This is a genomic window from Sphingobacterium endophyticum, from assembly GCF_009733535.1.
In the GTDB taxonomy this organism is placed as follows: Bacteria; Bacteroidota; Bacteroidia; order Sphingobacteriales; family Sphingobacteriaceae; genus Sphingobacterium; species Sphingobacterium endophyticum.
The window spans coordinates 365,367-391,164 of record NZ_SMMI01000004.1; the positions used below are offsets into that span (position 1 = coordinate 365,367).

At 34.2% G+C, this 25,798-nt stretch carries 22 protein-coding genes; 12 read left to right on the forward strand and 10 right to left on the reverse strand.

Annotated elements, in window-relative coordinates; all coding sequences use genetic code 11:
• The first annotated feature begins 272 nt into the window (after nucleotides 1–272).
• Nucleotides 273–1,988: an MFS transporter gene (locus E0Y80_RS07375; RefSeq protein WP_156307014.1), complete on the forward strand. Its 1,716-nt coding sequence runs from the start codon at nucleotides 273–275 to the stop codon at nucleotides 1,986–1,988.
• Nucleotides 1,989–2,233: 245 nt separating this feature from the next.
• Nucleotides 2,234–3,094 carry an N-acetylglucosamine kinase gene (locus E0Y80_RS07380; RefSeq protein ID WP_156307015.1) on the forward strand — a complete coding sequence of 287 codons (861 nt, stop codon included), beginning with the start codon at nucleotides 2,234–2,236 and terminating at the stop codon, nucleotides 3,092–3,094.
• A 68-nt stretch (nucleotides 3,095–3,162) separates the two neighbouring features.
• Here the strand turns inward: E0Y80_RS07380 and E0Y80_RS07385 are convergent, their stop codons facing one another.
• On the reverse strand, nucleotides 3,163–3,846 hold the full coding sequence (locus E0Y80_RS07385) for a metal-dependent hydrolase (protein WP_156307016.1): 684 nt from the start codon (nucleotides 3,844–3,846) through the stop codon (nucleotides 3,163–3,165).
• Between the two features lie 7 nt (nucleotides 3,847–3,853).
• Nucleotides 3,854–4,171, reverse strand: coding sequence for a YbaB/EbfC family nucleoid-associated protein (locus E0Y80_RS07390; RefSeq protein WP_156307017.1), 318 nt, complete (start codon nucleotides 4,169–4,171; stop codon nucleotides 3,854–3,856).
• Between the two features lie 110 nt (nucleotides 4,172–4,281).
• Between E0Y80_RS07390 and E0Y80_RS07395 the strand changes: the two genes are divergently transcribed.
• The gene (locus E0Y80_RS07395; RefSeq protein ID WP_156307018.1) at nucleotides 4,282–4,773 is read left to right on the forward strand and encodes a hypothetical protein; all 492 of its coding nucleotides are present in this window, start codon (nucleotides 4,282–4,284) and stop codon (nucleotides 4,771–4,773) included.
• Nucleotides 4,774–4,865: 92 nt separating this feature from the next.
• Here the strand turns inward: E0Y80_RS07395 and E0Y80_RS07400 are convergent, their stop codons facing one another.
• Complete coding sequence (locus tag E0Y80_RS07400) at nucleotides 4,866–5,978, reverse strand: hypothetical protein (protein ID WP_156307019.1); 1,113 nt, start codon at nucleotides 5,976–5,978, stop codon at nucleotides 4,866–4,868.
• A 214-nt stretch (nucleotides 5,979–6,192) separates the two neighbouring features.
• Here E0Y80_RS07400 and E0Y80_RS07405 point away from each other — a divergent pair, with 214 nt between their 5' ends.
• Entirely contained in the window at nucleotides 6,193–6,780 is a 588-nt protein-coding gene (locus E0Y80_RS07405) for a thymidine kinase (RefSeq protein ID WP_156307138.1), read from the forward strand.
• Between the two features lie 90 nt (nucleotides 6,781–6,870).
• Here E0Y80_RS07405 and E0Y80_RS07410 read toward each other — a convergent pair whose 3' ends face one another.
• Both E0Y80_RS07410 and E0Y80_RS07415 read right to left on the reverse strand, forming a co-directional pair.
• The gene (locus tag E0Y80_RS07410; RefSeq protein ID WP_231595988.1) at nucleotides 6,871–7,383 is read right to left on the reverse strand and encodes a glutathione peroxidase; all 513 of its coding nucleotides are present in this window, start codon (nucleotides 7,381–7,383) and stop codon (nucleotides 6,871–6,873) included.
• A gap of 11 nt (nucleotides 7,384–7,394) precedes the next feature.
• Nucleotides 7,395–8,255: an N-acetylglucosamine kinase gene (locus E0Y80_RS07415; protein WP_156307020.1), complete on the reverse strand. Its 861-nt coding sequence runs from the start codon at nucleotides 8,253–8,255 to the stop codon at nucleotides 7,395–7,397.
• A gap of 202 nt (nucleotides 8,256–8,457) precedes the next feature.
• Between E0Y80_RS07415 and E0Y80_RS07420 the strand changes: the two genes are divergently transcribed.
• Entirely contained in the window at nucleotides 8,458–11,118 is a 2,661-nt protein-coding gene (locus E0Y80_RS07420) for a M14 family metallopeptidase (RefSeq protein WP_156307021.1), read from the forward strand.
• 320 nt (nucleotides 11,119–11,438) lie between these two features.
• On the opposite strand, the gene E0Y80_RS07425 is transcribed toward E0Y80_RS07420, so the two are convergent.
• On the reverse strand, nucleotides 11,439–12,446 hold the full coding sequence (locus tag E0Y80_RS07425) for a D-alanine--D-alanine ligase (RefSeq protein ID WP_156307022.1): 1,008 nt from the start codon (nucleotides 12,444–12,446) through the stop codon (nucleotides 11,439–11,441).
• Between the two features lie 128 nt (nucleotides 12,447–12,574).
• Complete coding sequence (locus E0Y80_RS07430) at nucleotides 12,575–13,018, reverse strand: hypothetical protein (RefSeq protein ID WP_156307023.1); 444 nt, start codon at nucleotides 13,016–13,018, stop codon at nucleotides 12,575–12,577.
• A 612-nt stretch (nucleotides 13,019–13,630) separates the two neighbouring features.
• Here E0Y80_RS07430 and E0Y80_RS07435 point away from each other — a divergent pair.
• Nucleotides 13,631–14,572 (forward strand): hypothetical protein, encoded by a 942-nt coding sequence (locus E0Y80_RS07435; protein ID WP_156307024.1) that lies wholly within the window; start codon nucleotides 13,631–13,633, stop codon nucleotides 14,570–14,572.
• A 141-nt stretch (nucleotides 14,573–14,713) separates the two neighbouring features.
• Here E0Y80_RS07435 and E0Y80_RS07440 read toward each other — a convergent pair whose 3' ends face one another.
• From E0Y80_RS07440 to E0Y80_RS07450, 3 genes are all read right to left on the reverse strand, one after another.
• Complete coding sequence (locus E0Y80_RS07440) at nucleotides 14,714–15,709, reverse strand: hypothetical protein (protein WP_156307025.1); 996 nt, start codon at nucleotides 15,707–15,709, stop codon at nucleotides 14,714–14,716.
• A 402-nt stretch (nucleotides 15,710–16,111) separates the two neighbouring features.
• Nucleotides 16,112–16,375, reverse strand: coding sequence for a hypothetical protein (locus E0Y80_RS07445; protein ID WP_156307026.1), 264 nt, complete (start codon nucleotides 16,373–16,375; stop codon nucleotides 16,112–16,114).
• 395 nt (nucleotides 16,376–16,770) lie between these two features.
• Nucleotides 16,771–18,021, reverse strand: coding sequence for a site-specific integrase (locus E0Y80_RS07450; RefSeq protein WP_156307027.1), 1,251 nt, complete (start codon nucleotides 18,019–18,021; stop codon nucleotides 16,771–16,773).
• Nucleotides 18,022–18,230: 209 nt separating this feature from the next.
• Here E0Y80_RS07450 and E0Y80_RS07455 point away from each other — a divergent pair, with 209 nt between their 5' ends.
• The 6 genes from E0Y80_RS07455 to rpsA all read left to right on the forward strand — a co-directional run bounded on the left by E0Y80_RS07455 (nucleotide 18,231) and on the right by rpsA (nucleotide 25,738).
• Nucleotides 18,231–19,025: a PASTA domain-containing protein gene (locus tag E0Y80_RS07455; protein WP_156307028.1), complete on the forward strand. Its 795-nt coding sequence runs from the start codon at nucleotides 18,231–18,233 to the stop codon at nucleotides 19,023–19,025.
• 1 nt (nucleotide 19,026) lies between these two features.
• Nucleotides 19,027–20,070 (forward strand): endolytic transglycosylase MltG, encoded by a 1,044-nt coding sequence (mltG, locus tag E0Y80_RS07460; protein WP_156307029.1) that lies wholly within the window; start codon nucleotides 19,027–19,029, stop codon nucleotides 20,068–20,070.
• Between the two features lies 1 nt (nucleotide 20,071).
• A complete protein-coding gene (locus tag E0Y80_RS07465) occupies nucleotides 20,072–20,482 on the forward strand; it encodes an acyl-CoA thioesterase (protein ID WP_156307030.1) in 411 nt (136 codons plus the stop codon).
• A complete protein-coding gene (locus E0Y80_RS07470) occupies nucleotides 20,483–21,454 on the forward strand; it encodes a YihY/virulence factor BrkB family protein (protein ID WP_156307031.1) in 972 nt (323 codons plus the stop codon).
• An 85-nt stretch (nucleotides 21,455–21,539) separates the two neighbouring features.
• The gene (locus E0Y80_RS07475; protein ID WP_156307032.1) at nucleotides 21,540–23,699 is read left to right on the forward strand and encodes a hybrid sensor histidine kinase/response regulator; all 2,160 of its coding nucleotides are present in this window, start codon (nucleotides 21,540–21,542) and stop codon (nucleotides 23,697–23,699) included.
• Nucleotides 23,700–23,803: 104 nt separating this feature from the next.
• On the forward strand, nucleotides 23,804–25,738 hold the full coding sequence (gene rpsA / locus E0Y80_RS07480; protein WP_156307033.1) for a 30S ribosomal protein S1: 1,935 nt from the start codon (nucleotides 23,804–23,806) through the stop codon (nucleotides 25,736–25,738).
• Nucleotides 25,739–25,798: the final 60 nt, after the last annotated feature.

A 25,798-nucleotide genomic window follows, 5' to 3' on the forward strand; every position in this document is an offset into this window, starting at 1 on the left:
CTAATACATAAATTTCATATGTCTTATTTGGGCAACTAAATCTTTTATAGAGATTTTATACTAGCTTCCCGAAAGATAATTTATAGAACCGCCACAAAGAAAAAAATAACTATTGTAAATTCAAAAGAAAATTAACACTTTTTTTTCTATTTATAGTTTATTATCTAACGTTCATAATTGGTAAAATGTTTTAGCAGCACCTGAAAATCTTTATAAATCAAAAAAAAATTCTTTATTTGTACGATTAAATCATAAAGTCAGATCTTATTTTTATGAATAACCAACAAACAAACACCAACTATCCAGCGCTTTACACCTTAATTGTCGTGTTTTTCTTCTGGGGATTTATTGCCGCTGGTAACAGCGTATTTATTCCGTTCTGTAAAAACTATTTTCACCTCGATCAATTCCAGTCTCAACTTATTGATTTTGCTTTTTACTCAGCTTATTATATAGGTGCACTCCTATTATTTATTTTCGGAACGCTTTCCGGAAAAGATTTAGTAGGGAAATGGGGATATAAACGAAGTATTGTCTATGGACTTCTATTCTCTGCTCTAGGTGCTGCGGCAATGATTGTCGCCGTAGAAGTAAACGTATATACCGGGATGCTAATCGGATTGTTTATTGTAGCATTAGGATTCTCCCTTCAGCAAACCGCCGCTAATCCATTCGCTGTATTGTTAGGTGACCCTAAAACGGGTGCTTCTCGTGTAAACCTTGGTGGTGGAGTCAATTCATTCGGTACTACTATTGGACCTCTAATTGTAGGGTTCGCCTTGTTTGGAACTTTTGAAACCATTTCAGACGCTGAAATTGCTAATCTTCCTTTAAATAAAGTTGTTTATTTATATATCGGTGTAGGTTTGTTATTTATATTGGCAGCTGGATTATTTCACTTCTCTAAAAAAGTTCCTGCAGGATTTAACTTAGAACAAATGGAACCTGCTAACAAGGCAAGGACAACTTTAATTATTATGACCATCCTTCTTTTATGTGCTTTTATTCCTGTATTTACTAGTTATAAATCTGAAACTGCCATTCACATACAACACTTGAAGGAACAAGCTGCATTGGATCAAAACGAATCCTTATTAAACCAAATAAAAGAACTTACTCATAGCCTTGAAATAAAAAGAATGATGTGGCTTTTGGGTGCTTTGGCTGTTATTGTATTTGGATTGTTATTCTCATATAATAGTGCTAAGAAGAATCCTGAAGGATGGGGTGCTATGAAATATCCACAATTGGTTTTGGGTATGTTGGCCTTATTTATCTATGTCGGAATTGAAGTTGCAATCGGTAGTAACTTAGGGGAATTATTAACGCTGGATGAATTTGGTAATTTACAATCTTCACAGATAACACCATATGTATCCATGTACTGGGGTGGTATGATGATTGGTCGTTGGGCAGGTGCTATTACTGCATTCAACTTAACAAAATCTAAAAAACAACTTTTAACGATTATTGTACCGATTGTGGCATTCTCAATCATCATTGGCGTCAATTCACTTGCCGGATTTGACATGTCGGTATTATATTACTTTATCATCTGTGTTGCACTGCAAATTGCTGCTTTCTTTTTAAGTAAGGAAAAACCTGTAAGAACATTGATTATTTTCGGAACATTTGGATTGTTAGCGATGATTGTTGGTTTGATGACTTCGGGTACAGTTGCCATCTATTCCTTCTTAGCTGGTGGCCTTGCTTGTTCTATTATGTGGGGCTCAATATTCAGCCTTTCAATTGTAGGATTGGGCAAGTTTACTGAACAAGGATCCGCATTTTTAGTCATGATGATTCTTGGTGGTGGTATTATCCCTCCTATTCAAGGTAAATTATCTGATATCATTGGAATTCACAATTCTTACATCGTACCCGCTGTAGGATTTGTCTATATTATCGTATTTGCCATTTTAGTTCGTAAATTCTTGTCTAAACAAGGAATTGCAATTGATGAAATTGAAGCTGAAGGAGCACATTAATCATAAACTAATTGTAAAAAATACACTAAGTATTTTACGAAAAAATAAATTTATAAAAACCTCATAATTAAAAAGTTATGAGGTTTTTAATTTTCTATAAGCTTAGGGCCTTCTTAAAATTTTTCAATATATCAAATAAAAATTCTTATTTTTATTAATAAATACCGTATTTTGGGATTTGAACTTAAAACAATACCATTGTAAAACGCAAAAAACAAGTTACTTTAAAACTAAATTTATAAATAATGATAATAATTGCAGATGGAGGGTCTACAAAAACAAACTGGTGTTTGTTAGATGATAACAACAAGAAGATTTACTTCAACACCGAGGGTTACAACCCTTATTTTGTAGATAGCGAATACATTATTGCATCCCTTAAAAAAGGACTACCTCAAGATATTCCATTTGATAAAATCAGCGAGGTAAATTATTATGGTGCTGGTGTACATAACGAAGAAAAAGCAAAGATTGTTGAAGATGCTATCCAAGCTGTTTTCCCTAATTCTAAAGTAGAAGTTGGTCATGACCTTTTAGCAGCTGCGCGTGCTTTATTAGGTACCAACGCAGGTTTCGCTGCTATTCTTGGTACCGGAACTAACACTTGTATCTACGACGGTAAAGATATTACTCACAATATTGATTCTGCTGCTTATATCCTTGGTGATGAAGGTTCTGGTAGCTTTATCGGTAAAAAACTCCTTGTAGACTTCATTAGAGGTTTAATGCCTAAAGATGTTGCTGAAGTTTTCTATAATACCTATAAATTAAGTCCAGATGAAATTATGGACAATGTTTATACAAAACCTCTTGCTAATCGCTTCTGCGCTAGCTTCAGTAAATTTGTATACGATAATAATGTGAATATCGAATATACTCGCAAAATCGTTGATGACGCTTTCGAAGCTTTCTTCAATAATTTAGTAAGTAAATACCCTGACTACCAGTCTTATACTTTCAACTGTATCGGTTCTGTAGGTTATAACTTCAGAAACGTTTTGGAAGATAAAGCTGCTCAATACGGAATGAAAGTTGGTAAAATCCTTCGTTCTCCTATTGACGACTTGGTACAATTCCACATCAATAGATCTAAAAGCGTTGCTTAATCTTAGCAATCCTTAACAAAATAAAAAAAGCCACACTTCAAAATGTGGCTTTTCCTTTTTAAGTCTCTTTATAATGCTATGGTTTCTCCAATTTTTGGTAATGCCAAATACACATCTGCTTCGCTGAATTTCTTACCTGCTAAATCATGGTCGATCTTAATCGGAGGAAAGGAATCGTAGTGAATGCCAATTACTTTTTTACAGTTCACAAATTCCGCCGCCAAAATTGCATCATCTACATCCATTGTATAATGCCCGCCTATCGGTAACAATGCCCAGTCGATATGATATCGCTCCAAAAGCTTCATCTCCATCGTCAATGCCGTATCTCCTGCAAAATAAACCGTTTTCCCTTTCAAAAAGAATACATATCCAACTGGAAATCCAGCATACTCTCCATCTACGGTACTGTTGCTATGGGCTGCAAATACCATCTTAACTTTTCCGAAAGGTAGGTCTAATGTGCCTCCCAAATTATATTCAATCACTTTTTCCTCTGGAACACCTTGTTTCCTGACCCAAGCAGCAGTTTCAACAATGCTTGCTACAGTGGCTCCACTTTGTTGCTGAATCGTAAACATATCAGCAACATGATCCTGATGCGCATGGCTCAAGAAAATATAATCCGGCTTAATAGATGAAACATCGACATCTTTTGCTAAGGGATTATACGTAATAAATGGATCTAAAAGTACTTTCGTCCCATCAATATCAAATTCCACACAGGATTGTCCGTAATAAGTAACTTTCATAAGCTGATTATTTGTTTCCGAATAAATTACCTAATCCTCCTAAACCTCCAAGCAAATCTTGTGATGCAGCTTGCATCTCTGTCTGACTGATGTTTTCAGCTTGAACTAATGCCTTATTCAATGCTACTACCAATAACTCTTCAATCTCTTCTTTGTCAGCATCTTTAAAAAATTCAGGATCGATCTGAATCTCTTTAATCTCCTTATTCGCAGTAGAAACTACCCTAACTTTCCCTCCTTCAGCCTCACCTGAAACTGAAATATGATCTAACCTTGCCTTAATTTCCTGTGCCTTTTGCTGTGCCTCAAATAATTTATCAAACATATGCTTATCCTTATTTTCAAATAGCAAATTACGAATTATTTACGAATCTTGACAATTGCTTGGGTCTTTTGAACAGCTTGATTACCTTTGCAAAATAATTATCAAGCATAATGAATCATTTAAAACATTATTCAGCAATCGCAGGTGAACTTCAACAGGCTGATCCTGAAAAATTTGAACTGCTGGAAGAAGAAATAAATATCATCCTTCATAAACTGAAGTTTATTTCTATTGAAAACCGACCAATGGTTGAAATTATAGATTTGTCTGAGCAGAAAGCTGACCCAACCTACATTGAAGAATTAAGTGAAATTGCTGGCGCTCAAAACAACCCGCTTGTTAAAGAACCTGAAAACACCGAAATCCTCGTCTTTATCAACGAAAATCCATCGTTCCTAAGCTCATTGCCAGAATTATTAGAAAAGCATTACAGCGACTTTAAAGCCGTTAAAAACAATAATGTTTTTATTATTCAAAAAGCCGGTTTTGCTAAACATGCTGAAGATTTCCTTTTAGATACTGAAATATTTGCTGAAATTATTCAATCCAAATATTTTGTATATGGACATGAAGGATATCATTGGATCAAATTTGATCTGTAATAACCCATCATAAAAAGAGCCCTGATCTAAATAATCAGGGCTCTTTCATTTTCGCCTAAAATCTTAATTCCTATTTAGGAATAAAATTAATCTTAGATATATTTCTTTCTTAAAATCGAATAAAGCTTATCTACAGTTTGGGGTTTAGCAGCCCAATTATTCTTAAGCGAATAATTTGTTTGCAAAAAGGCATCTGCTTCCGCAAAATTGTCAAATCGGTTCAACAATTCTATCGCCTCAGAATAGGCTAAGCTATATCCGTTGAATAGGTCTTTAATAAATAATAATTTATCATTAAGACTAACTGCAACTTTTAGATCTCCAATTCTTTCTCCACCTCTTTCTTGAGAGGTATTAAATTGATTTGCATTTGTTAATCCAGCTTTCTTTTGCTGCTGGATCAATTCATTTAAAGTCAGAGGACGGCTTGGCTTAACTTCTGCCTGCTTTGCCAAATCATTCAAGCTAACTTCCTTCTCCTCTTCTGGCTCAATAGAAACCTCCTTTTCCTCAATGACTACCTGATTTACTACAGGCTCTGATACATGAGATTCTTTTTCAATTTCCTCCTCTTCAACATCGGATTTCGTAGAAACTGAAATATAACCTGAAGAAGATGTATGAACTGGATTTGAGGAAATATTAAAATCCTTAAAATCATTAACTTCCTCTACTGAAGTATTTACTGGCTCAGCCTCCTTCTTTTCTTCTTCCCTTTCCTCAGACTCTTTAGGCTCTTCAACTAATTCCTCTTTTTCCTCTTCTCGAACGTCCTCATCTTGTCTATTTGATTCACTGCCATATGTACTTGTTTCCGGCTCTTCTTCATCATATTCCTCAATAAAAGGCTCATTTACTTGAGCTTTTTCTTCAGACCCTACCGAATCCACTTCTTGGATCTCCTCTTCCACTGGCTGATTGTCGGATTCATGTTCTTCATGTTCTACTGCTGGAGTAAATGTTTCCTCCGACTTCACCTCTACAGCACTTTCATCTGTGCTAGCATTCGGTTTTGATTCAATAGAATTTTGCAAATTTGCCAATGCATCAATATGTGCAGCTAAATATTTTGTTTGCGCTGCTAATAACAGGATATCAACTTTTCGCTCCGTTAAACTGGCATTCTCTAAGCCAGCATACTGCTCATTGATTTCCACCAATAGATCTCCAATTTTCCCTAAAATATCCTGATCTGTATAAGCCATGTTTTTTTTGTGTATAGATTGAAATTAATTCTTTAATCATTTTACGGAAATAAAAATTAAACAAGCTGATTGATACCTTGTTTAACTTTTTATCCTGCATCCTTAAACCAAAAATAAGATTAAATTTCGATATTCGTAACCTATATTAGTTAAGATTTTCATATTATATGAAACTCCAAAAATCAGGTTTTTAGTATAAAGTATTTTCAAAATGATGCTGTTTTCTGAACATAATTTCCCTAACAGAAGAGGTCCTATAGGTAGTATTGAAGTTATCTGTGGATCTATGTTTTCAGGAAAGACCGAAGAGTTAATTCGAAGAATGAAAAGAGCTCAATTCGCTAAACTGCCTGTGGAAATCTTTAAGCCTGAAATTGATATTCGCTATGGTGTGAACGAAGTCGTTTCTCATGATAGCAATTCGATCCCTTCTACTCCAGTTGCTCATTCTTCTGCCATTCTATTGCTCAGTTCCGACACTAAAGTTGTGGGAATTGATGAAGCCCAATTTTTTGACGAAGAACTTCCTAATGTATGTGTGGAATTAGCAAATCGAGGAATCCGTGTTATTGTCGCTGGACTTGATATGGATTATTTAGGCAAACCCTTTGGCCCAATTCCCGATTTGATGGCGATTGCCGAAGATGTAACCAAAGTACATGCTGTATGCGTACAATGTGGCGCTCCTGCAAATTATTCCTATAGAATTCAGAAAAATGAATCCCGTGTATTATTAGGAGAGAAAGAAAGCTACGAACCTAGATGTCGTGCTTGTTATTTCGGACTAAATGATTCCTTATAAGGATAGTTAATGACTAATTAGTCAGTCTCTTCGAATTTGGAATCCCCCCTTAAAAAATAAAATGCGCCTTAATCAGGCGCATTTCACTATTTAAAGTATTTGTTTAGTGATTTGATCATCCAATGGGGTAACTTTTGAACGGTAGCGATGTGCCAGTTTTCCGTCTTTACCAATCAAGAACTTTTCAAAGTTCCAATTAATATCTCCTTTGAAATCTGGATTTTCAGTTTCCGTCAAGTATTTGAATAATGCCGTTTGATCTTCACCCTTGACATCAACCTTTTCTGAAAGAATAAAGTTTACACCATAATTCTTTTCACAGAATTCTGCAATCTCCTTGTTGTCTCCATACTCCTGATTACCAAAATTATCAGAAGGGAAGCCTATCACCACAAGCTTATCTCCATATTCCTCATGTAACTCCTGAAGCTCTTTATATTGTTTAGTAAACCCGCATTTTGAAGCCGTATTTACAATCAATAATTGTTTTCCTTTGAACTCCGACAGGTTTATTTTCTTCCCATCAATGGATGTGAAAGAATAGTCGTATACCGTAGGCTGTTGAAACAGCATGGTATACAACATAATCATCGTCATTATCATAACATATTTTTTTAAAGTTGAACATTCAATTCTCTATCAACCACATAGTGGAATAACTCCTCAATTGGGCTACTCAATATTTTACCTACTCTTACTCCATGCAAAGAACATACCTCTCTTAGGTGGAGATCAAAATAATAAGCAATTCGTCCAACAAAATGACATTCATAATCCCAAAAATTAGGGTAGGTCATGATGTTGGTCCTTACGAATTCGTCGAATCCATTCCTAAGTAAATTATCAATATAAGGATGTTGCCTATTGTTAGCCATAAATTCAGCAAATGATGCTAAGTAGGCATTTGGACGATCCCTTTGGTAGACATTTTTAATGATAATATCCTTAGTAATATGATGGGATTCTTTAAAAACTCTTGCCAAGTCCCTTGGCATTGTTTCATAGAGATAAGCGGTTATCAGCTGTTTACCAAACCAAGCTCCAGACCCCTCATCACCCAGTACATATCCATTGCCATGTAAACTGGCAGAAAGTTTCTCTCCATCATAAAAGCTAATATCGGAACCGGTGCCCAAATTAGAAATTAAGCCTTTCCCGATTCCAAAGGTCGCGAATGCTGATCCTAATAAATCACTCTCTACAGAGATAAACGAACTCGGAAATATTTGGGTTAACGCATTTGAAACTAATTCCCTCCGGTCTGGAGTTGAACATCCTGCTCCAAAGAAATATACTTCGTTTACTTCCTTTATATAAGGAATAATCTCTGGTACATCTGTCAAAACGGCGGCAATCTCCTTCTCACTTACGAAAAAAGGATTTAATCCCTTGGTACTAAAACGTAATGGTTTGCTATCTGGAAGATGAAGCATCCAATCTGATCGTGATGATCCGCTATCTGCTACTAAAATCATATGGTACTAATTGTCATCATCTCAAATATACAAATTCCAATAGAATTAAAATCGCTGTTTTCCTTCCCTTTTCCTACTGCCTATCCACATCTTCTAAAACATCTGTAATATTATTGTGAAAAACAGCATTACATCCGCTTCGTTTACAAGAATTTCCACTTGTTTCTTATCTTTATCCAATAAATTATTACCTAATAGAATTATGAAAAACTCAATTAACCTTCTCCGGTTACTATTGATTTCATTTGTCCTCATTCAATCTGTATATGCCCAACAGATTACTAATCCTAAGGCGCATTTCGGTTTTAACATTGGCGATGATTACCAATTAGCAACCTTCACCCAAACTGAAAAATACTTCAAAAAGCTAGATCTTGAGTCCGACCGGTTAATTTATACTGTTATTGGAAAGACCGAAGAAGGTCGTGATCAATGTATGCTCATAATCAGTTCTGCTGAAAACCTAAAAAATTTAGAAAAGTATAAGAAGATTTCAACCAGTTTAGCGCGTGCTGAAATAAGTGAAGAAGAAGCAAAATCTCTTTCAGAACAAGGTAAGAGCGTGGTATGGATTGATGGCGGTTTACATTCTACTGAGGTGGTTGGAACCCATCAACTTATACAGACAGCCTATTTATTAGCATCATCAAACGATCCGGAAACGAAAAAAATCCTGGATAATACCATCATATTGATGACGCATGCTAATCCTGATGGACAGGAATTAGTATCTGACTGGTACATGCGCGAAAATACACCTGATAAGCGCTCTACTAATTTTGTTCCTGTCCTCTACCAAAAATATGCCGGCCATGACAATAACCGCGATTTCTTTATGTTGAACCTTAAAGAGTCTCAAAACATGGCTAGACAGCTTTTTATAGAATGGATTCCTCAGATCATGTACAACCATCACCAAACGGCTCCAGCAGGCGCTGTAGTGGCTGGTGCACCATATCGCGATCCTTTTAACTATGTATTTGACCCGCTTCTCATGTCTGGTATTGATGCACTAGGTGCTGCAATGGCTAATAGGCTGAATTCTGAAGACAAACCAGGGTATACTGCTAAAGATGGATCAGTTTTTTCAACTTGGTACAATGGCGGCTTGAGAACCACAACCTACTTCCATAATATCATGGGATTATTGACGGAAATGATCGGAAACCCAACACCATTTGAAATCCCTCTGGTACCTAATCGGATGATTCCAAACAACGATACTCAAAACCCAGTTGTTCCCCAGGTATGGCATTTTCAACAGTCTATCGACTATTCTGTATCCCTGAATTATGCTATTTTGAACTATGCAAGTCGCTATAAAGATGAAGTCTTGTACAACATTTATAAAATGGGTAGGAATTCTATTGAAAGAGGTTCCAAGGACTTTTGGGCATTATCTCCAAGTCGTGTTGCTGTAATTGACTCCGCACTTCAACAAGCAAAAAGAAAAGACCCTAAAATTGAATCCAATCGTGCAGCAGAAAGAAAGCTTTTGGGCAGCCTTTTTGAAGACAAAGCTCTTCGCGATCCAAGAGGATTTATCATCCCGGCAGACCAAGACGATTTCGTAAAAGCGACAGACTTTGTTAATGCCCTTATTCAAAACGGTATAGATATCAAACAGGCATCAGCTGATTTCACGGTAAATGGCAAGAATTATCCAAAGAATTCCTATATCATTAAAACTAATCAAGCTTTTAGGCCTCATATTCTTGATATGTTTGACCCTCAAGACCATCCTGATGATTTTCAATATCCAGGTGGCCCTCCGATTCCACCTTATGATGCTGCTGGATGGACTTTAGCGTATTTAATGGATGTCAAATTCGACCGTATTATGGATGATTTCAACGGCCCATTCCAAAATTTGGAAATCGGAAAAGTGATTAAGCTTGCCGAATTAGAGAAACCAAAAGGCAAATATCTAAAACTTCCTTCCGCTGTTAACGAATCATTTAGATTGAGTAATGATCTATTAAAACAAGGTAAAAATGTTTGGAGAGATGAAAGTAACGGCGATATCTATGTAGAAAATAAACCAGATGTTAAATTAATATTCCATGCCGAAGGTACAAACAGCCTTCCTAAACAGACCAAAAAAATCAAACCTCTACGTATTGCCTTATGGGATACTTATGGCGGCAGCATGCCTTCTGGTTGGTTGAGATTCTTATTGGAACAGTATCATTACAACTTTGATGTGATTTTTGCCCCTGAAATCGATAAAGGAAATCTGAATGCAAAATATGACGTCCTTATTTTCCCGGGGAATTCAATTCCTAGCTTCGGGAACTCCAATGCCGGAGGATACTATGGAAGAATGCCAGCAGAAGCACCTGATAATATTCCATCTCCTTATAAAGAAAGATGGGGAAGGTTATCAGCAGACAAATCTATTCCGGTATTGAAAACTTTTCTTGAAAATGGCGGCCGAATCATTACTATCGGAAGCAGTTCCGATTTAGCTGAACACCTTAAGTTAGGCGTAGAAAATCATTTGGTAGATGCAAACAAGAATGAATTAAAAAGAACGGAGTTTTACACTCCTGGATCAGTTTTAACTGCACAAGTAGGGAAAGGCACGACAAGTACATGGGGCTATCAAGATGAAATCGATCTTTACTATAGCAATGACAACCTGTATAGAATAACAAGCTCTGAGATAAAACCATTACTGTGGTTTAATTCGGAAAAGGTTTTAAAAAGTGGATGGTCATGGGGTCAAAAATATCTAAAGGATGGTGTTTTAGCTTTTGAGGCTCCCGTTGGAAAAGGCAAATTAGTTTCTTTTGGTAGCGATATCAACTTTAGAGCACAGACACATGGTACATTTAAACTCCTTTTTAATCAACTACAATAACAACCGAGATTCAACATAACCCTAATTGGCCATGACTTTCAAAGACATGGCCTTTTTTTATTGTCCATATATTGGTTTCAGCTTGGTTTTAGTCGTGTTTTGGTCGTGAATGGTCCGCACCTTGGTTTGACATTGTCCACAGCTCGTCCGCTTGTGAGCGGACGAGCTCCGGATTACCTTTGGACAAGCTGTGGATGAGACACGAGCAAAACACGACCAAAACTCAAATAAAACCTGAAGGAAAATCATTTTTGAAAACAAAAAAGGAGACTATACAATCTGTACAATCTCCTTTTTGATATTTTGAAAAAAAAGTTGGATTAATTTTGGTTTAAAGCAGCTTCAATTAGTTCTCCATAAAATTCTGAAGCCGTTCTTCCTGATGCCTTGACTTGTTGTGGAATAAAACTTTGTGGTGTTTGGCCCGGTATCGTATTAATTTCTATGAAGTAAAATTTATCAGTTTCATTTTGAATAAAGAAATCCACACGAACCATTCCCTTACAATTCAGACGAATATAAATCTCTTTAATGATTTTGTCTGCTCTTTCTTTTTGTTCTTCATTTAAATCAGCTGGAGTAATTTCTTGGGTTAATCCAGGTGTATATTTAGCCTCAAAATCAAAAAATTCCCTTGTCGTAATAACTTCTGTAGCAGGAAGAACTTGTAAATCTCCTTTTGAGTCACGATAGATTCCTTGTGAGAATTCTCTACCTTTTACAAACTCTTCAACTAAGACCTGTTTTCCTGTTCCTTCTGCATCATAGGCATCATTTAAAGCTTTTGGCAACTCTTCCCATATGTTAACTTTGTTCATACCGATACTACTACCACCTGCATTTGGCTTTACAAATAATGGAAGTGCCAGTTTTTCTTTTACAATAGTTTCTGCATTGGCTCGGTCAATTTCAAATAGAAGTACCGATTTTGCTACACTAAGTAATGGAATATCTTGAATGATTGCTTTTGTGTAGCCTTTATTCATGGTCAAAGAGGAAGTTAATGCTCCACAAGAGGTATAAGGAATGTCCAACATATCCAAATAACCTTGCAACCTTCCATCCTCACCAGGGGTTCCATGCAATATTATAAAAGCCACATCAAAACTTACTTTCTGATCATTGATGTTCAGTGTAAAATCCTGACGGTCGATTTCATAGCTATTTTTTTGCTCGTCGGTATAGGTCCAGCCCGAAGTAGTAATATCAATTAGGTAGACCTCGTATTTTTCTTTGTCAATTTGTGAGTAAACAAAAGCGGAACTTTTATAGGAAATTTCAGCTTCTCCGGTGTATCCACCAGTTATTAATGCTACTTTAGTTTTCATATGTTTTATTCGAGAAACAAATATAATTTGAGATACGAGGAAAAACGAATATTTTTGACACACATACTGATTATCAATAATTTAAATTTTTAGAGCTCCAATTAGAGCCCCTACCTATTCAAAAACGGCTAACCTTTAAACTTTCTTTTTAAAGATTTTTTTAAACGGTCAGCATCAATCATCTGGCGTGCCGTAGCTCGCTTTCCGATAGTATCCGAATTTATATTTGCCGAATTATTTATTTGGTTGAAAATCTCTGTGCCAAGTTCTTTTATATATTGGGTCTGAGAATTTCTATTTGCAACAACTTCTATTATATAATATAGTTTTGTCCTTTGAGTAATTAAATGTCCTAAATCTTCATACTTAGTGACATAACTTTTTATTTTATTTTCAATATAGATTATTTCATCTTCACAAATCAAATCCGAATTACATTCTTTAATCTTTATTTTTAACTGTTCTAATGAAGATAATACATGAAGAATGTTACTGTTTTTAATCTTTACCCCTAATTCACTTGCCATATAAACAAACGAAGGCGTTAAAAGATTAATTTCTATTGGATTCATAAAACAAATATAAAATAAATCCCATTTGTTATAGAAATGTTTTAGAAGATATTGGCACTCTTCTAATTATAAATTATCAGGAATTTGAAAATGGAATTCTACTTAAATCAATCAATATTTAGTTGGTATTAATCGAATTAATATTGAAATATTGTAATATTTAGATATGATTTTATATTGTTGGCACACTCGTCATGAACAATTTATTTATGAAAATATTCATTCAAACATGACAGTATGACAAAACCAGCCATTAATAGACAATATGTCACTGACAAAAAACACTAAACTAATTAGAAAAATTGGTTGTCAAGAGGAAGAGTACAGATAAATTACTACAAATATTAGTAGTTTTCAACAATTTAATCAAAGAAGTAGATAATGGCATAGTCGTTGACGTTCTTACATTTTTAAAATAAAAGAAAGGAATGACTATGACATAAACAGAGAACACTGATAGCAATGCTATCGCCAAATTATTGATGTTTGATTCTCTTCGGAAGCGGTTCTGCAAAAGTACAAACATCATAGATTTTAAAAAAATATTTTAACAAATTTTAACATTTTATTTATGCTAAATAATAAGATTGTTACAGGTAAAAAAAATAATCTATGAGATTTAATTTAGACTCAACTTTAAGCGAAGTCTTATATGGCTCGCAAAAACGTCAAAGCGAAATAGACTTCTTTGACTATTGTATGAATGGTGACATAAGAGCATTTTTCGATTACACATTAGTAAAATATCATGCTCAGAAGGGAAACAAATTAGCATTATCTATAGTTGCATGTGTTGAATCCTATATGGCTCAAGTTTACACAGCTCTTCAAAAATCTGATAATAGAAAGCTTATTCAACTTCTTTCTTGTTTAAATGAAAACAAACATACCAAAATTGGATATGCAGTTTCTAAAAACGGAAATGGTGTAGGTAAAATTCTTTCAAATTCAATGATGGACAATTTATTGTTTATGCGAGACGCGATGAATAAAGGTAATTATTCATACCTATCTATCCCACTCGCGATTGAGGGAATTAGTAATGACCGTTCCTCAGATATTTTAACAGCAATTTCACTATCTGTTTTGATTAAATATACTGAAGAATTAGCTGTTATAAATGGATGGAAAACTAAACAAGTATTAATTAAAAGGATGTATAATCCTGAATCTGGAGATTTCCAGCAATATAAAGCAAACCTTCCAATAGCTGGCCTCGCAACACCTATATGTTATCCAAAAGTTTTTATTAATTCATCTTCTAATATCAACAGTATATTCAACTCACTAAAACGTAGAGTTTTTATGGATTATATAAGATATGATATAACCTTCATGGCTTATTGGACAAAAAATAGGAATTATGTTACCAAAAAGCAATTTAAAGAAATAATGAAGTCATCGGGAAAATCTTTCAAAGAGTACCTAAGGCAACATATTGTAAATCAGTACGCCATTATTGACAAATTAGAATATAATCTAAACAATATAAGAGTACCATCAGATGAAGACTTAGAATTTTTACAGTATTGTAGAGTTTTAAAGTCAGCATAAAAGATTGGCGTTAGAAAAACTAACGCCATTTTATATTATAACCCCATTTAAATTTTTCATCAAAACAGCCCATTATTGGGCTGTTCATGAAAATAAGGAATACAAGTACTTTTCCTTATATAATTAAAATAGTAAAATTTTTTACGACGCTAAAGAATTTGAAGTCAATTGCTCAAACATTCTCATATCATAGTTACTTCGATTATCCTTTCTAACGATATATCTTATTGGTGTATTAACCGTAATTCCGTATACTTCATATTCAATTGTATCACCATAATGGTCTAATTTTTTAAACATATAAGACAGTACATTCCTTATTTGTTCATGCTTTGGTTTAAGCTTAGAGTTACCAATTTTTTTAACTGTTTTCTTTCTAAATTTGGAATAAAACCAACGATTATTAAGGTAGTTATGAATATTCAAGTAATTTGGTTTATCCAATTTTAAAGCTAAATGAGCATGCCAATTGTTCTTTAAATTCTTTTCATATCTGACTATGTAATAATGGATTTTAATCTTCTTTTCATTTCGAATGTAATCTATATAATCCTTTACCTTTTGTTTTAGATTCTTCAATGTAATATTATCTACTTTGACATATTTGTCCTGTTGAATGTGGTAAAAATACTCATCAAATGTTTTTGCTTTCTTTGCCTCAAACTTGTTTAGAATGTATTTATCCGTATGATTTAAGGTCAGGAAATAATTAAAATCAAACATACTATACATATTCATTAACCAATAACTAAGCATTTTATTAGTAGGTTTAGGCTTGAATGTAATTTCATCTATTATACCATGATTTAGGTTATCTTTTTGTTTTAGACTATTGCAGTTTTTTAATGCACTCTTTAACTGTTTATTTTCTCTTTTGGCTTTTCTTTGGTTTTCTTTTGCTTGTTCATGCGTTAATGTTGGTTTCCTACCTGCTTGGTTTGACCTTTTAATTATTTTAATTTTATCCAGTTTCTTGAGGTGTCTCAATACTATGTTAGTTTTACCAATATGGACATGTCTTTCATACTTTGATTTTGATTGTGACTTAACGTTAATTCCGTTATTGTAATATCCGTATTCCGTTTTTGGATTATTTATTATATCATTGAGAATATTATAATTGATTATGCTATACATTGTTTTTTACATTAATATCTACCTGCCTTTTCAGCTCTAAAGAAACTAGTAGAATATGCTAGTTTCATTTTTTTTATTTTAAAATCTTCTTTATTATTATCGGGGGCTTGTTCCATGGATTACTCACATTAGCCTCCTTGTATTGTGCCTTACTATGTAAACCGTTTTTAACTAATATATTTCAGAATTGCTCGAAACCCAAATTAGTTAGCTGACTTTTTTTGCATCTCCTTGATGCGGTGGAACGCAACCGATAGGCAGTCATTTATTATTGATTGCTGGAGATAATTCCTTAAATCTGTAAATCCGTATTTTTTTAGATGTTTTGAAATAATCGAAAATTCCATTTCATTAAGTCTTACTGATTTTACCTGCGATACTCTTTTTGTTTTTATCATTTTATTATTTTAAAATTTTTTCATTCACGAATTGGATGTAGACATATCCTTCATCAATACTTAAAAAATAGAAGCTTCCTGCATAATCGAATGAGCTAAATTCATCTTCATAGTTTTTGACTTGGAATAATCCCGATATGTATTTATCCTCAGTATTGTCAATTATATATTTTTTACTGCCTTTAGTTCTTATTTGCCACTCGTGACCTTGTATATTGAATGTCCCCAAAACTGTTAAGGGGTATATTCCGCTAATGATTTCTCTCATTTTATTTGTTCTTATACTTTATTAATGTTTGACACTTATTAATAAATACCACATAACAACAAATTTTTAACTACTAATTACAACTAGGTACGTAACTGACTCATTACTAATGAAATTAACTTTGTACCAAACTTGATACAATTAATAGGGTAAAATTTCAGACCGAAAAATTCCCAAAATTTTTTTTTATGCAATTGAAACATGTAGGCACTACAACTATATCCCCAACCCATGTTTAAACTACCGAATAGAGGGATACCTTAATAAATATGACAATTGGACAAATAAAAAATACCCTTTGATAGGGCTTTATGGTGGGGTTATTATCAATGAAAAAGGGGTTATTACAAGGTTATTTTATAGGTGTATGGCTTCGTCATGTAGCCCCTTGAGAATTAAAGGCTATTCCATAATTCCTCACTTATTATTGCCTCATATTCTCTGCTATATTTTTTTAAAATATCGGTATTACTGTGACCAGTTATTTTTATTATTTGCTCATCACTTAAAATAAATTGCTGACCATCTCCCCCATTTTTGTAATAGCTGTAGCCATTCGCTTTCATTCCATAAAGTGAATGTTTAGCCGTGAATAATTCTTTGTTGGTAGTTTTTTTATTTTTAAAGTATGCAAACATTTGACTAAATATTTTCACCGACGTTTTATGTTTACCAAACATTCTAACATCTGTTTTGTTAAGATTTATTTTACTTTTAATCATTCCATGATTACCGAAAAAATAGTCATTGGGTTGTGGTCTATGTTCATTAACGTATTCAATTATTTGAGGCAATAAATGCTTACTTATTCTAATGGTTAGCTTCTTTGCTGTTTTTATTTTAGCACTTGGAATATTTATTATTCCCCTACTCAAGTCAAAGTCTTTGTATTGTAAGCTTGTTAAAGTCTCTATTCTGTGAAGTGTGTAAAAAATGCATTTAGCCATATAGCCCAACAAATAATTAAATTCTGTTAAGTCATTAAATGCCTGCTGATAGTCACTATATAGTGCATGTTTTTCCGTATCATTTTCCTTTAGCTTTTCAAATCGTGTTGTGATATTACTTATTTGAATATCTTCAATCTTGGTCAGGTACTTGTATATATTTTTAAAAACCGTTAAATAAAAGTTGTAGGATATATTACTGCTCTTTGTTTGAATGAAATTTAAGAATCTATTTAATGTTAAATAATCAAACCTTTTTAAACTTATGTTGTGTAATTGATTAGTGTATAACCAATCGTTAAAAACACTTATTTTTTCTGAATATCGCTTAAACGATGATGCCTTAACTTTGTTCTTTTTCCACAGAAGCCAATCATTTATAAACTCTTTTAAGGGCTTATCCAATATTGATTGTACAAAATCGCCTGCATTCACATCAAATTCAATAGAATTTAAATCATTTATCAATTCATTGATAAATTGACTAGCTCTTTTTTGCCGTTGCTTTACTATATTTGCCTTTGTATTTACAACTCCTTTTATTACAAATGGAGCCTTGTTTAAATCAAATGTTCTTTTATATTCTTTATGCTCATTTTGGGAATTTTTATACTTTATACAGATAATCCACTTTTTTGATAATGGGTTAGCTGACTTTAAAAATGGCTTTCCGATACTTTTATCTATGTTTACTGACATTTTTAGTCTAAAAAGTAGAGCCCCAATTAGAGCCCCTAAAGGTTAAATATTAAAATTAAAAACTGCGTTTAAAGGAAATAAACACAGATTAAATATAGCAAAAATATAGTAAACAAAACGAATATTTTTGCCTTTAATTACCTCCATTTTGTTGAAATAATAAAATTGGAATATATATTGTTAATAGGATATAAAAAAAAACACAATAGATGTCTAAGTTCTTTTTATACTTGAGAACGAGTGCTTTCAGAAAAAACTTGATAAGTGGACTCATTTTCATTGTCATTCTTTTTATTTTAGTTTATTTCGGATTAAAGGTCTACACCAAGCATGGTGATTCTCAAGAAGTTCCATTACTAAAGGGGTTAAATATTAGTGAAGCTCTAAATATATTGGATAAAGCCGGTTTAGAAGTAGAGATAGATTCCATCTATCAAATGGATGCGAAACCGGGTTTGGTCATCGATCAAGATCCAGATCCAAAGGCACATGTTAAGAGCGGGCGTACGATTTATTTAACCATTATCACACAGTCTGCACCTGAAATTGCATTTCCTGAGGTAATTGACAAGACATATATTGAGGCATCAGCTATTTTAAAGAACCACTCTTTGAAAATTGCTGATACGGTTTATAGAAATGATATTGCTAGGGACGTAGTATTAGATGTTAAATTTGCAGGCCAGCCTATCCGACCAGGAAGAATGGTACCAAAAGGTTCGAAGATCAGCTTAATATTAGGAAATGGCCGTGGAGATGATGAGGTTGAAATTCCTGTACTGATTGGTTTAAATTTAACAGAAGCTAAATTTGCATTAGCAGGCAAAGGATTGACCTTAGGGTCTGTGTCATTCAATGATAATTCAAATGATACCTTAGGTTCGGTGATTATTAAACAGAATCCTGATACTAGTGCTAAAATTATTTCTATAGGAAATGCTATTCATGTTACCTTAGGTAAACCCGCTGCTGCAACTCCTGAAACTACGCCTCAAATACCATAACATGAGCCAAAACACAAATAAAAGAAAAGGATTAGGGATCTTCTTAATCATAATTTTACTTATCGCATTAGTTGCTGGTTGGATCGGTTATCAAGCATTTATGGGACCGAGCATAGCAACAGATGAAGAATATTTCTATGTAAAGACTGACGAGCCATATTCTAGCGTGATGTCGAGAATAGAATCAGAAGGGATTGTAAAAAATCCGACCTATTTTAAATATGTTGCCAAAGCAATGGATTTAGAATCTGCTGGAATTAAAGCTGGACGATATAAATTGTCAAAAGACATGAGTAACCGTAGGTTAATTGGGAACCTTCGCGGGGGATATCAGGAGGCTGTGAAATTTAGATTCCAAAATGTTAGGTTAAGAAAAGATTTTGCAGTGCTATTGGGGCAGAATTTTGAAGCAGACTCAACTGCATTCCTGAATCTACTGAATGATGAAAAGGTTGCTGAAAAATATGGCTTCAATAAAGAAAACTTTTTCAGCATGTTTATTCCAGATACATATGAGATTTATTGGAATACAAAACCAGAAGAAATTTTTGATCGTTTCTCTAAGGAATACGAAAAATTCTGGAATGCCGATCGTAAGGCTAAGGCCGCTGCTTTAAGTCTAACAACTCAAGAGGTAAGTACATTGGCTTCCATTGTGAAGGGTGAAGCATTGCACGTTGATGAAATGCCAAAGATTGCAGGCTTATATTTAAACAGGCTTAAAAAAGGTATGTTACTTCAAGCAGACCCTACCGTTATCTATGCTAACAATGATTTCACGATTCGTCGGGTATTGAATAGGCATTTGACAATTGACAATCCATACAACACCTATCGCTTTAAAGGATTACCTCCAGGACCTATAATGATGCCTAGTATCGCTTCGATTGATGCAGTGTTGAACTACGAACATCATCCATATATCTACATGTGTGCAAAGGATGATTTTTCGGGCTACCATTTATATGCAGAGACCGTTGCTGAACATTTGGTGAACGCTAGAAAATTTCAAAAAGCATTAGACGAAAGAAATATTAAGAAATAATATGTTTCTATATCAACATCAGGTAAGGGTTCGCTACGCCGAGACAGACAATATGGGATATGTTTATTACGGGAATTATGCGACCTATTATGAAGTAGCTAGGACAGAGATGTTGCGGAGTACGGGCATTTCCTACAAAGAATTAGAGGAAATGGGAGTCATGCTGCCTGTGATAGAGTTAACCTGTAAATTCAAGAAAGCCGCAAAATATGATGATTTAGTTACTATAAATACTTATATTCGAGAAAAGCCAGGAGTAAGGATTAAATTTGAATATGAGCTATTTAACGAATCTGGAGATCTTCTGAACACGGGTTCTACCCAACTGGTATTTGTTGATATGGAGAAAGGTAGACCATGCAACCCGCCACAGATTTTCATTGACAAGATGGCTCCATTTTTTGGAGAATAAATGAAGAAAATTCACCAGCGCTTACTGTATGTCAAGCCATATGACAGATTTATAGAATGGACCAAGACAGCTACCCTACCTGGATTTGGGAAACTTCCATTATATACGGTTATGGTTTTCTTTTTTCAGGAAATTGCACGTGAATCCATTATCAACAAAGCTTCTTCCCTAGCCTACAATTTTATGTTGGCGGTATTTCCGGGAATCATCTTTTTGTTTACTCTTATACCTTATATTCCGGTCGACAATTTTCAGACCCAGTTGATGGAACTGATCCAATTAGCTCTTCCCAATAATGCGTATGAAATTCTCGAAACTACGCTAACAGACATCATCAAAAGACAGAATGGAGGACTTTTATCTGCCGGATTTGTTTTATGTACATTTTTCGCTACAAATGGTATGACAACATTGATGATGAGCTTCAATAAGGCATCTTTATCGAAGGAATCAAGGACTTGGTTCCAGCGAAGGATCGTTGCATTGGCCTTGTCGCTTGCAATCGTCTTGGCACTTGCCGTCGGGATAGCTTTGTATGCTGGATCCAACTATTTCATCAACTACCTAAAAACCCACATAGATTATGATTTAAAGTGGTTTTGGGCCTTTTTAATTAAGGTTGCACAGTGGATAATTTTGTTCGGAATTTACTTTTTTACGGTCAGTTTGATCTATAAATTCGGTCCAAGTTCAACCAAAAAATGGAAATTATTTACACCAGGAGCAACACTCGCAACGATACTAGCGATGCTGTCTTTTTCGTTATTTACTTTTTATATTAATAATTTTGGGGCATATAATAAATTATACGGCTCAATTGGTACATTGATAGTAATTATGATCTGGATGTATATAAATGCACTAATATTGATCATAGGGTTCGAACTTAATGCGAGTATAGCGCTTTCTAAGCAGAGTATTAAAATTGTGAAGCCAAGAGTGTATAATTCATTTAAACCAAATAAAATTTAATTCTTTATAAATAGAATTATTGAATTTTATTCAGTTAAAAAATCACACTGGCTAAAGATTTATTATTTATTAGATAGTATTCTTCATGGAAGACAGCGGGTTACAAAAGCGGACCATTAGAAACAAAAATGTTAGGAATATACTGTTGAGTTCAATCATAGTATTATTCATAACATTTGTCATCTTTTTTATCTTCTCTTATATCCAATATAAGAGCATTCAAAATAAAATCCAAAACATCTATACTTCTGTAAATAGCGATCAAAATAACTTTACAGAATTATTAAGTCTCTTTGGTGATGTGGAAGATCATTTTAGAGCCTTCTCGATAACCTATAGTATGAATGACTATAATGCTTATCGTAGTAAGTTAGTTAAATTAAAAACTTCAGTAGATTCAATCATTCAGATTAGAGACCAGGAATCGAGAATAATTGTTGATAGTTCCTATCATGGTAAATCTTTGGAGGATATCATGCCGAAGTACAATCTCCTCAATCACAAGCTGGATTCTATATTAGTCGCTTCAGAAGCATTGAAAAGTTTTCACATAGAGTCTACGGACAATACCATCTTTGAATTGCCGAATGCGAAGGTACCATCCACCGTTATCAGTACAGAACCCAAACAAGTGGTTGTCAAGAAAAAATCATTATTAAAGCGGATCTTTCAAAAAGGTGATGACACAGTAACTGTTGAACAGACCAGCAAAACAAGTACAGACCAAATTGCACAACAGAATGCAAGTTTGAAAAACATCATCCAACAGCGGAATTCGATAACAACAAACAAACTTAATCAACTAAAAAAAACGTTATCAGATATCCGCAAGAGTGAGCGATCGTTATTAGCCGATAATTTTACTTTGTTACATAGCGCTAATCAATTGATCAGAATAATTCATGAGGAAAGAATTCAAATTCAACGAGACAAGACTGATCATGAACTGAGCATTTTAATTTCCAAAACGGATACTTTTAAATGGCAGATTATTATTTCTTTAACGTTTGTCTTTATTGTAATCTGCATTTTGATCTATTATCAATTCTTTACAAGCTATTATGAGCGAAAATTATTAGATGAAAAGGTTTATGCGTCCAAATTAGCTGAACAAAAAACAGATATTTTAGCAGAAATCACACATGAAATTAGGACTCCCATCAATTCATTGATAGGTATTGTCGATTTGCTAAAAAGCAGAAAAGATTTATATCAGGCAAAAGATGTACATTTATTAGAATCTGCATACACCAATATTACAGCCACATCAAAAACCATCAATGACATTCTGAACCTTAGCAAAGTTGATCAACATGATCTTATAGAAGCCATTCACTTTGATTATGTCGGGTTACTTGCTGATGTGATTGAAACGCATAAGAATCATGCTGAATTGAAAGGTATCGAATTGGAATATCAAGTAAAGGAGGATGAACCCACCGTACTTTTTACGGATGAATTCAAGATCCGTCAAATTATGAGCAATTTAGTAAGTAATGCCATTAAATATTCAAGTGGCGGGAAAGTTGTTGCCAGTGCTATTGTAGACGATCAAAGTAATTTGATTTTCAAGGTTTCAGATCAAGGTCAAGGAATTCCAGAGAATTTAAAGAAAAATATTTTTAAGAAATACTATACGGTCAACAAATCGAACAAGGTAGAAGGCGGTGTTGGATTAGGCTTATATATTACAAAGAACATAGTCAATACATTAAAAGGTAAAATCAACTTTAAGACAAATGCTGGGCAGGGCACAACATTTAAGGTGGAGATACCCGTTCCAAAACCAAAGTTCAGGAGAAAGACTAGCATTAATATTGAGAAGATCAGCGATTTTTCAAAGGACCTACGTTGGTTAATCGTGGATGATAATGCATTGAATTTATTGTATTTAAAACAGTTTTTTTCGTTACATACCCATGTTAAAACGGCCACGAATGGAAAAGAGGCCTTAGAAGTTTTGAGTCAATTCCCAATTGATGTTGTTGTAACAGATATAAACATGCCTATTATGACTGGCGATGAGTTATTAGCAACTGTTCGGCAGAATTCGGCTTATGACCAAGTCAAAATAATTGCCACATCGTCTGATAATGAACAAGTTAAGAAGTTGGAGAAGGAGCGTAAGGTATCATTTGATGGGATTTTGATAAAGCCGTTCAATGAGAGAAAGTTAACTGAAATCATAGTTAAAACGATCTATCCAATCTTTGAGGACAGTGACGAGATGCGTCAAGAATCCTAATAAAAAGAATCTTTTTAAACTTTTTTACATCTAAACTCTTGTAAATAAAAGTTTTTAGTATCTTTGCAATCCCTACATCGTAGGGAAAAGGAGATAATTAATTAATGGCAAAAAAACAAGAAGCAGAAAAAGAGTTAGCGGCGAAAAACGCAGAGCTACAAGGTGCTGACACAAAAGTTGTGAAGGACACTGAAAAGATTGAGTCTGAGGCAGATTCAAATTTAATCGATGAGATTAAATCAAACACTTGGAGTACTCCATCTGGGGACTTCGACTGGGATCTTGATGAAAAAGCTTTTGGTAGTTACAGTGATGCAGAACGTACTAAATTAGAAGAGCAGTACGCAGGCACATTTAACCAAATCAATCAAGGCGAGATTATTGAAGGTATCGTTGTATCTATCAATAACAAAGACGTTGTTTTAAACATCGGTTTCAAATCAGACGGTCTAGTAGCATTATCTGAGTTCCGTGACTTACCTGACTTAAAAATCGGTGATACGGTTGACGTATTTGTTGAATCACAAGAGGATGCAAACGGACAATTAGTATTATCACGCAAACGTGCTAAAACACAAAAATCTTGGGAAGAAATCAACGAGGCTTTGGAAAACGACAAAGTTATCGATGGTTTTGTTAAATCACGTACAAAAGGTGGTTTAATTGTAGACATCAAAGGTGTTGAGGCATTCTTACCAGGATCACAAATTGATATTAAACCTATTCGTGACTATGATGTTTACGTAGGTAAAACTATGGAATTCAAAGTTGTTAAGATCAACCACGAATTTAAAAACGTAGTAGTTTCACACAAAGTATTAATCGAGGACGATTTAGAGAACCAAAAATCAGAGATCGTTGCGAAATTGGAAAAAGGACAAGTATTGGAAGGTACTGTTAAAAATATCACTGACTTCGGTGTGTTCATCGACTTAGGTGGTGTTGACGGATTACTTCACATTACAGATATCTCTTGGGGCCGTATCGAGCATCCAAAAGAGATTTTGTCATTAGACCAAACAATCAACGTTGTAGTTCTTGACTTTGATGATGAGAAAAAACGTATTGCATTAGGTTTAAAACAACTTTCTGAGCATCCTTGGGAATCTTTAGACAAAAACTTAGAAGTTGGTTCTAAAGTAAAAGGTAAGATTGTTACTGTAGCTGATTACGGTGCATTCTTAGAAATCATCCCTGGAGTTGAAGGCTTAATTCACGTATCAGAAATGTCATGGTCTCAAAACTTACGTTCTCCACAAGAGTTCTTGAAAGTAGGTGACGAAATCGAAGCTGAGATCTTAACATTAGATCGTGAAGAGCGCAAAATGAGCTTAGGTATCAAACAATTGACTCCTGATCCATGGCAAAACATCACTGAACGTTACCCAGTTGGTTCAAAACAATCAGCAGTTGTTAAGAACATGACTAACTTCGGTGTATTCGTTGAGTTAGAAGACGGAATCGATGGTTTAATTCACATTTCTGACCTTTCATGGTCTAAGAAAGTTAACCACCCTAATGAATTCACTAAAGTTGGTGAAAGATTAGATGTTGTGGTATTAGAATTAGACGAAGAAAACCGTAAACTTTCATTAGGACACAAACAACTTGAAGAAAACCCTTGGGATACATTCGAAACTATCTTCACAGAAGGATCAGTTCACGAAGGTACAGTAATCAAAGTTGGTGACAAAGGAGATATCGTTGCTTTACAATATGGTGTTGAAGGTTTCTGCCCGAACAAACATTCTGTAAAAGAAGACGGTTCTGCATTGAAAGTTGACGAAGTTGCTGAATTCAAAATCATTGAGTTCAACAAAGAGAACAAACGTCTAGTTATTTCACACTCTCGTATTTGGGAAGATGCAAAAGCTGAAGCTCGTATCGAAGAGTTCAATGCTCGTAAAAAAGAAGCTAAAGCTGCTACTTCAGCAGTGAAAAAAGTTAAAGATTCAGTTGAAAAAGCAACATTAGGTGATCTTGACGTATTAGCTCAATTGAAAGAGCAAATGGAAGACAACGAGAAAAAATCTAAATAATTTTAGATTACTCTAAATACTTCGAAGCCCCGATTGAAAAATCGGGGCTTTTTCTTTAAC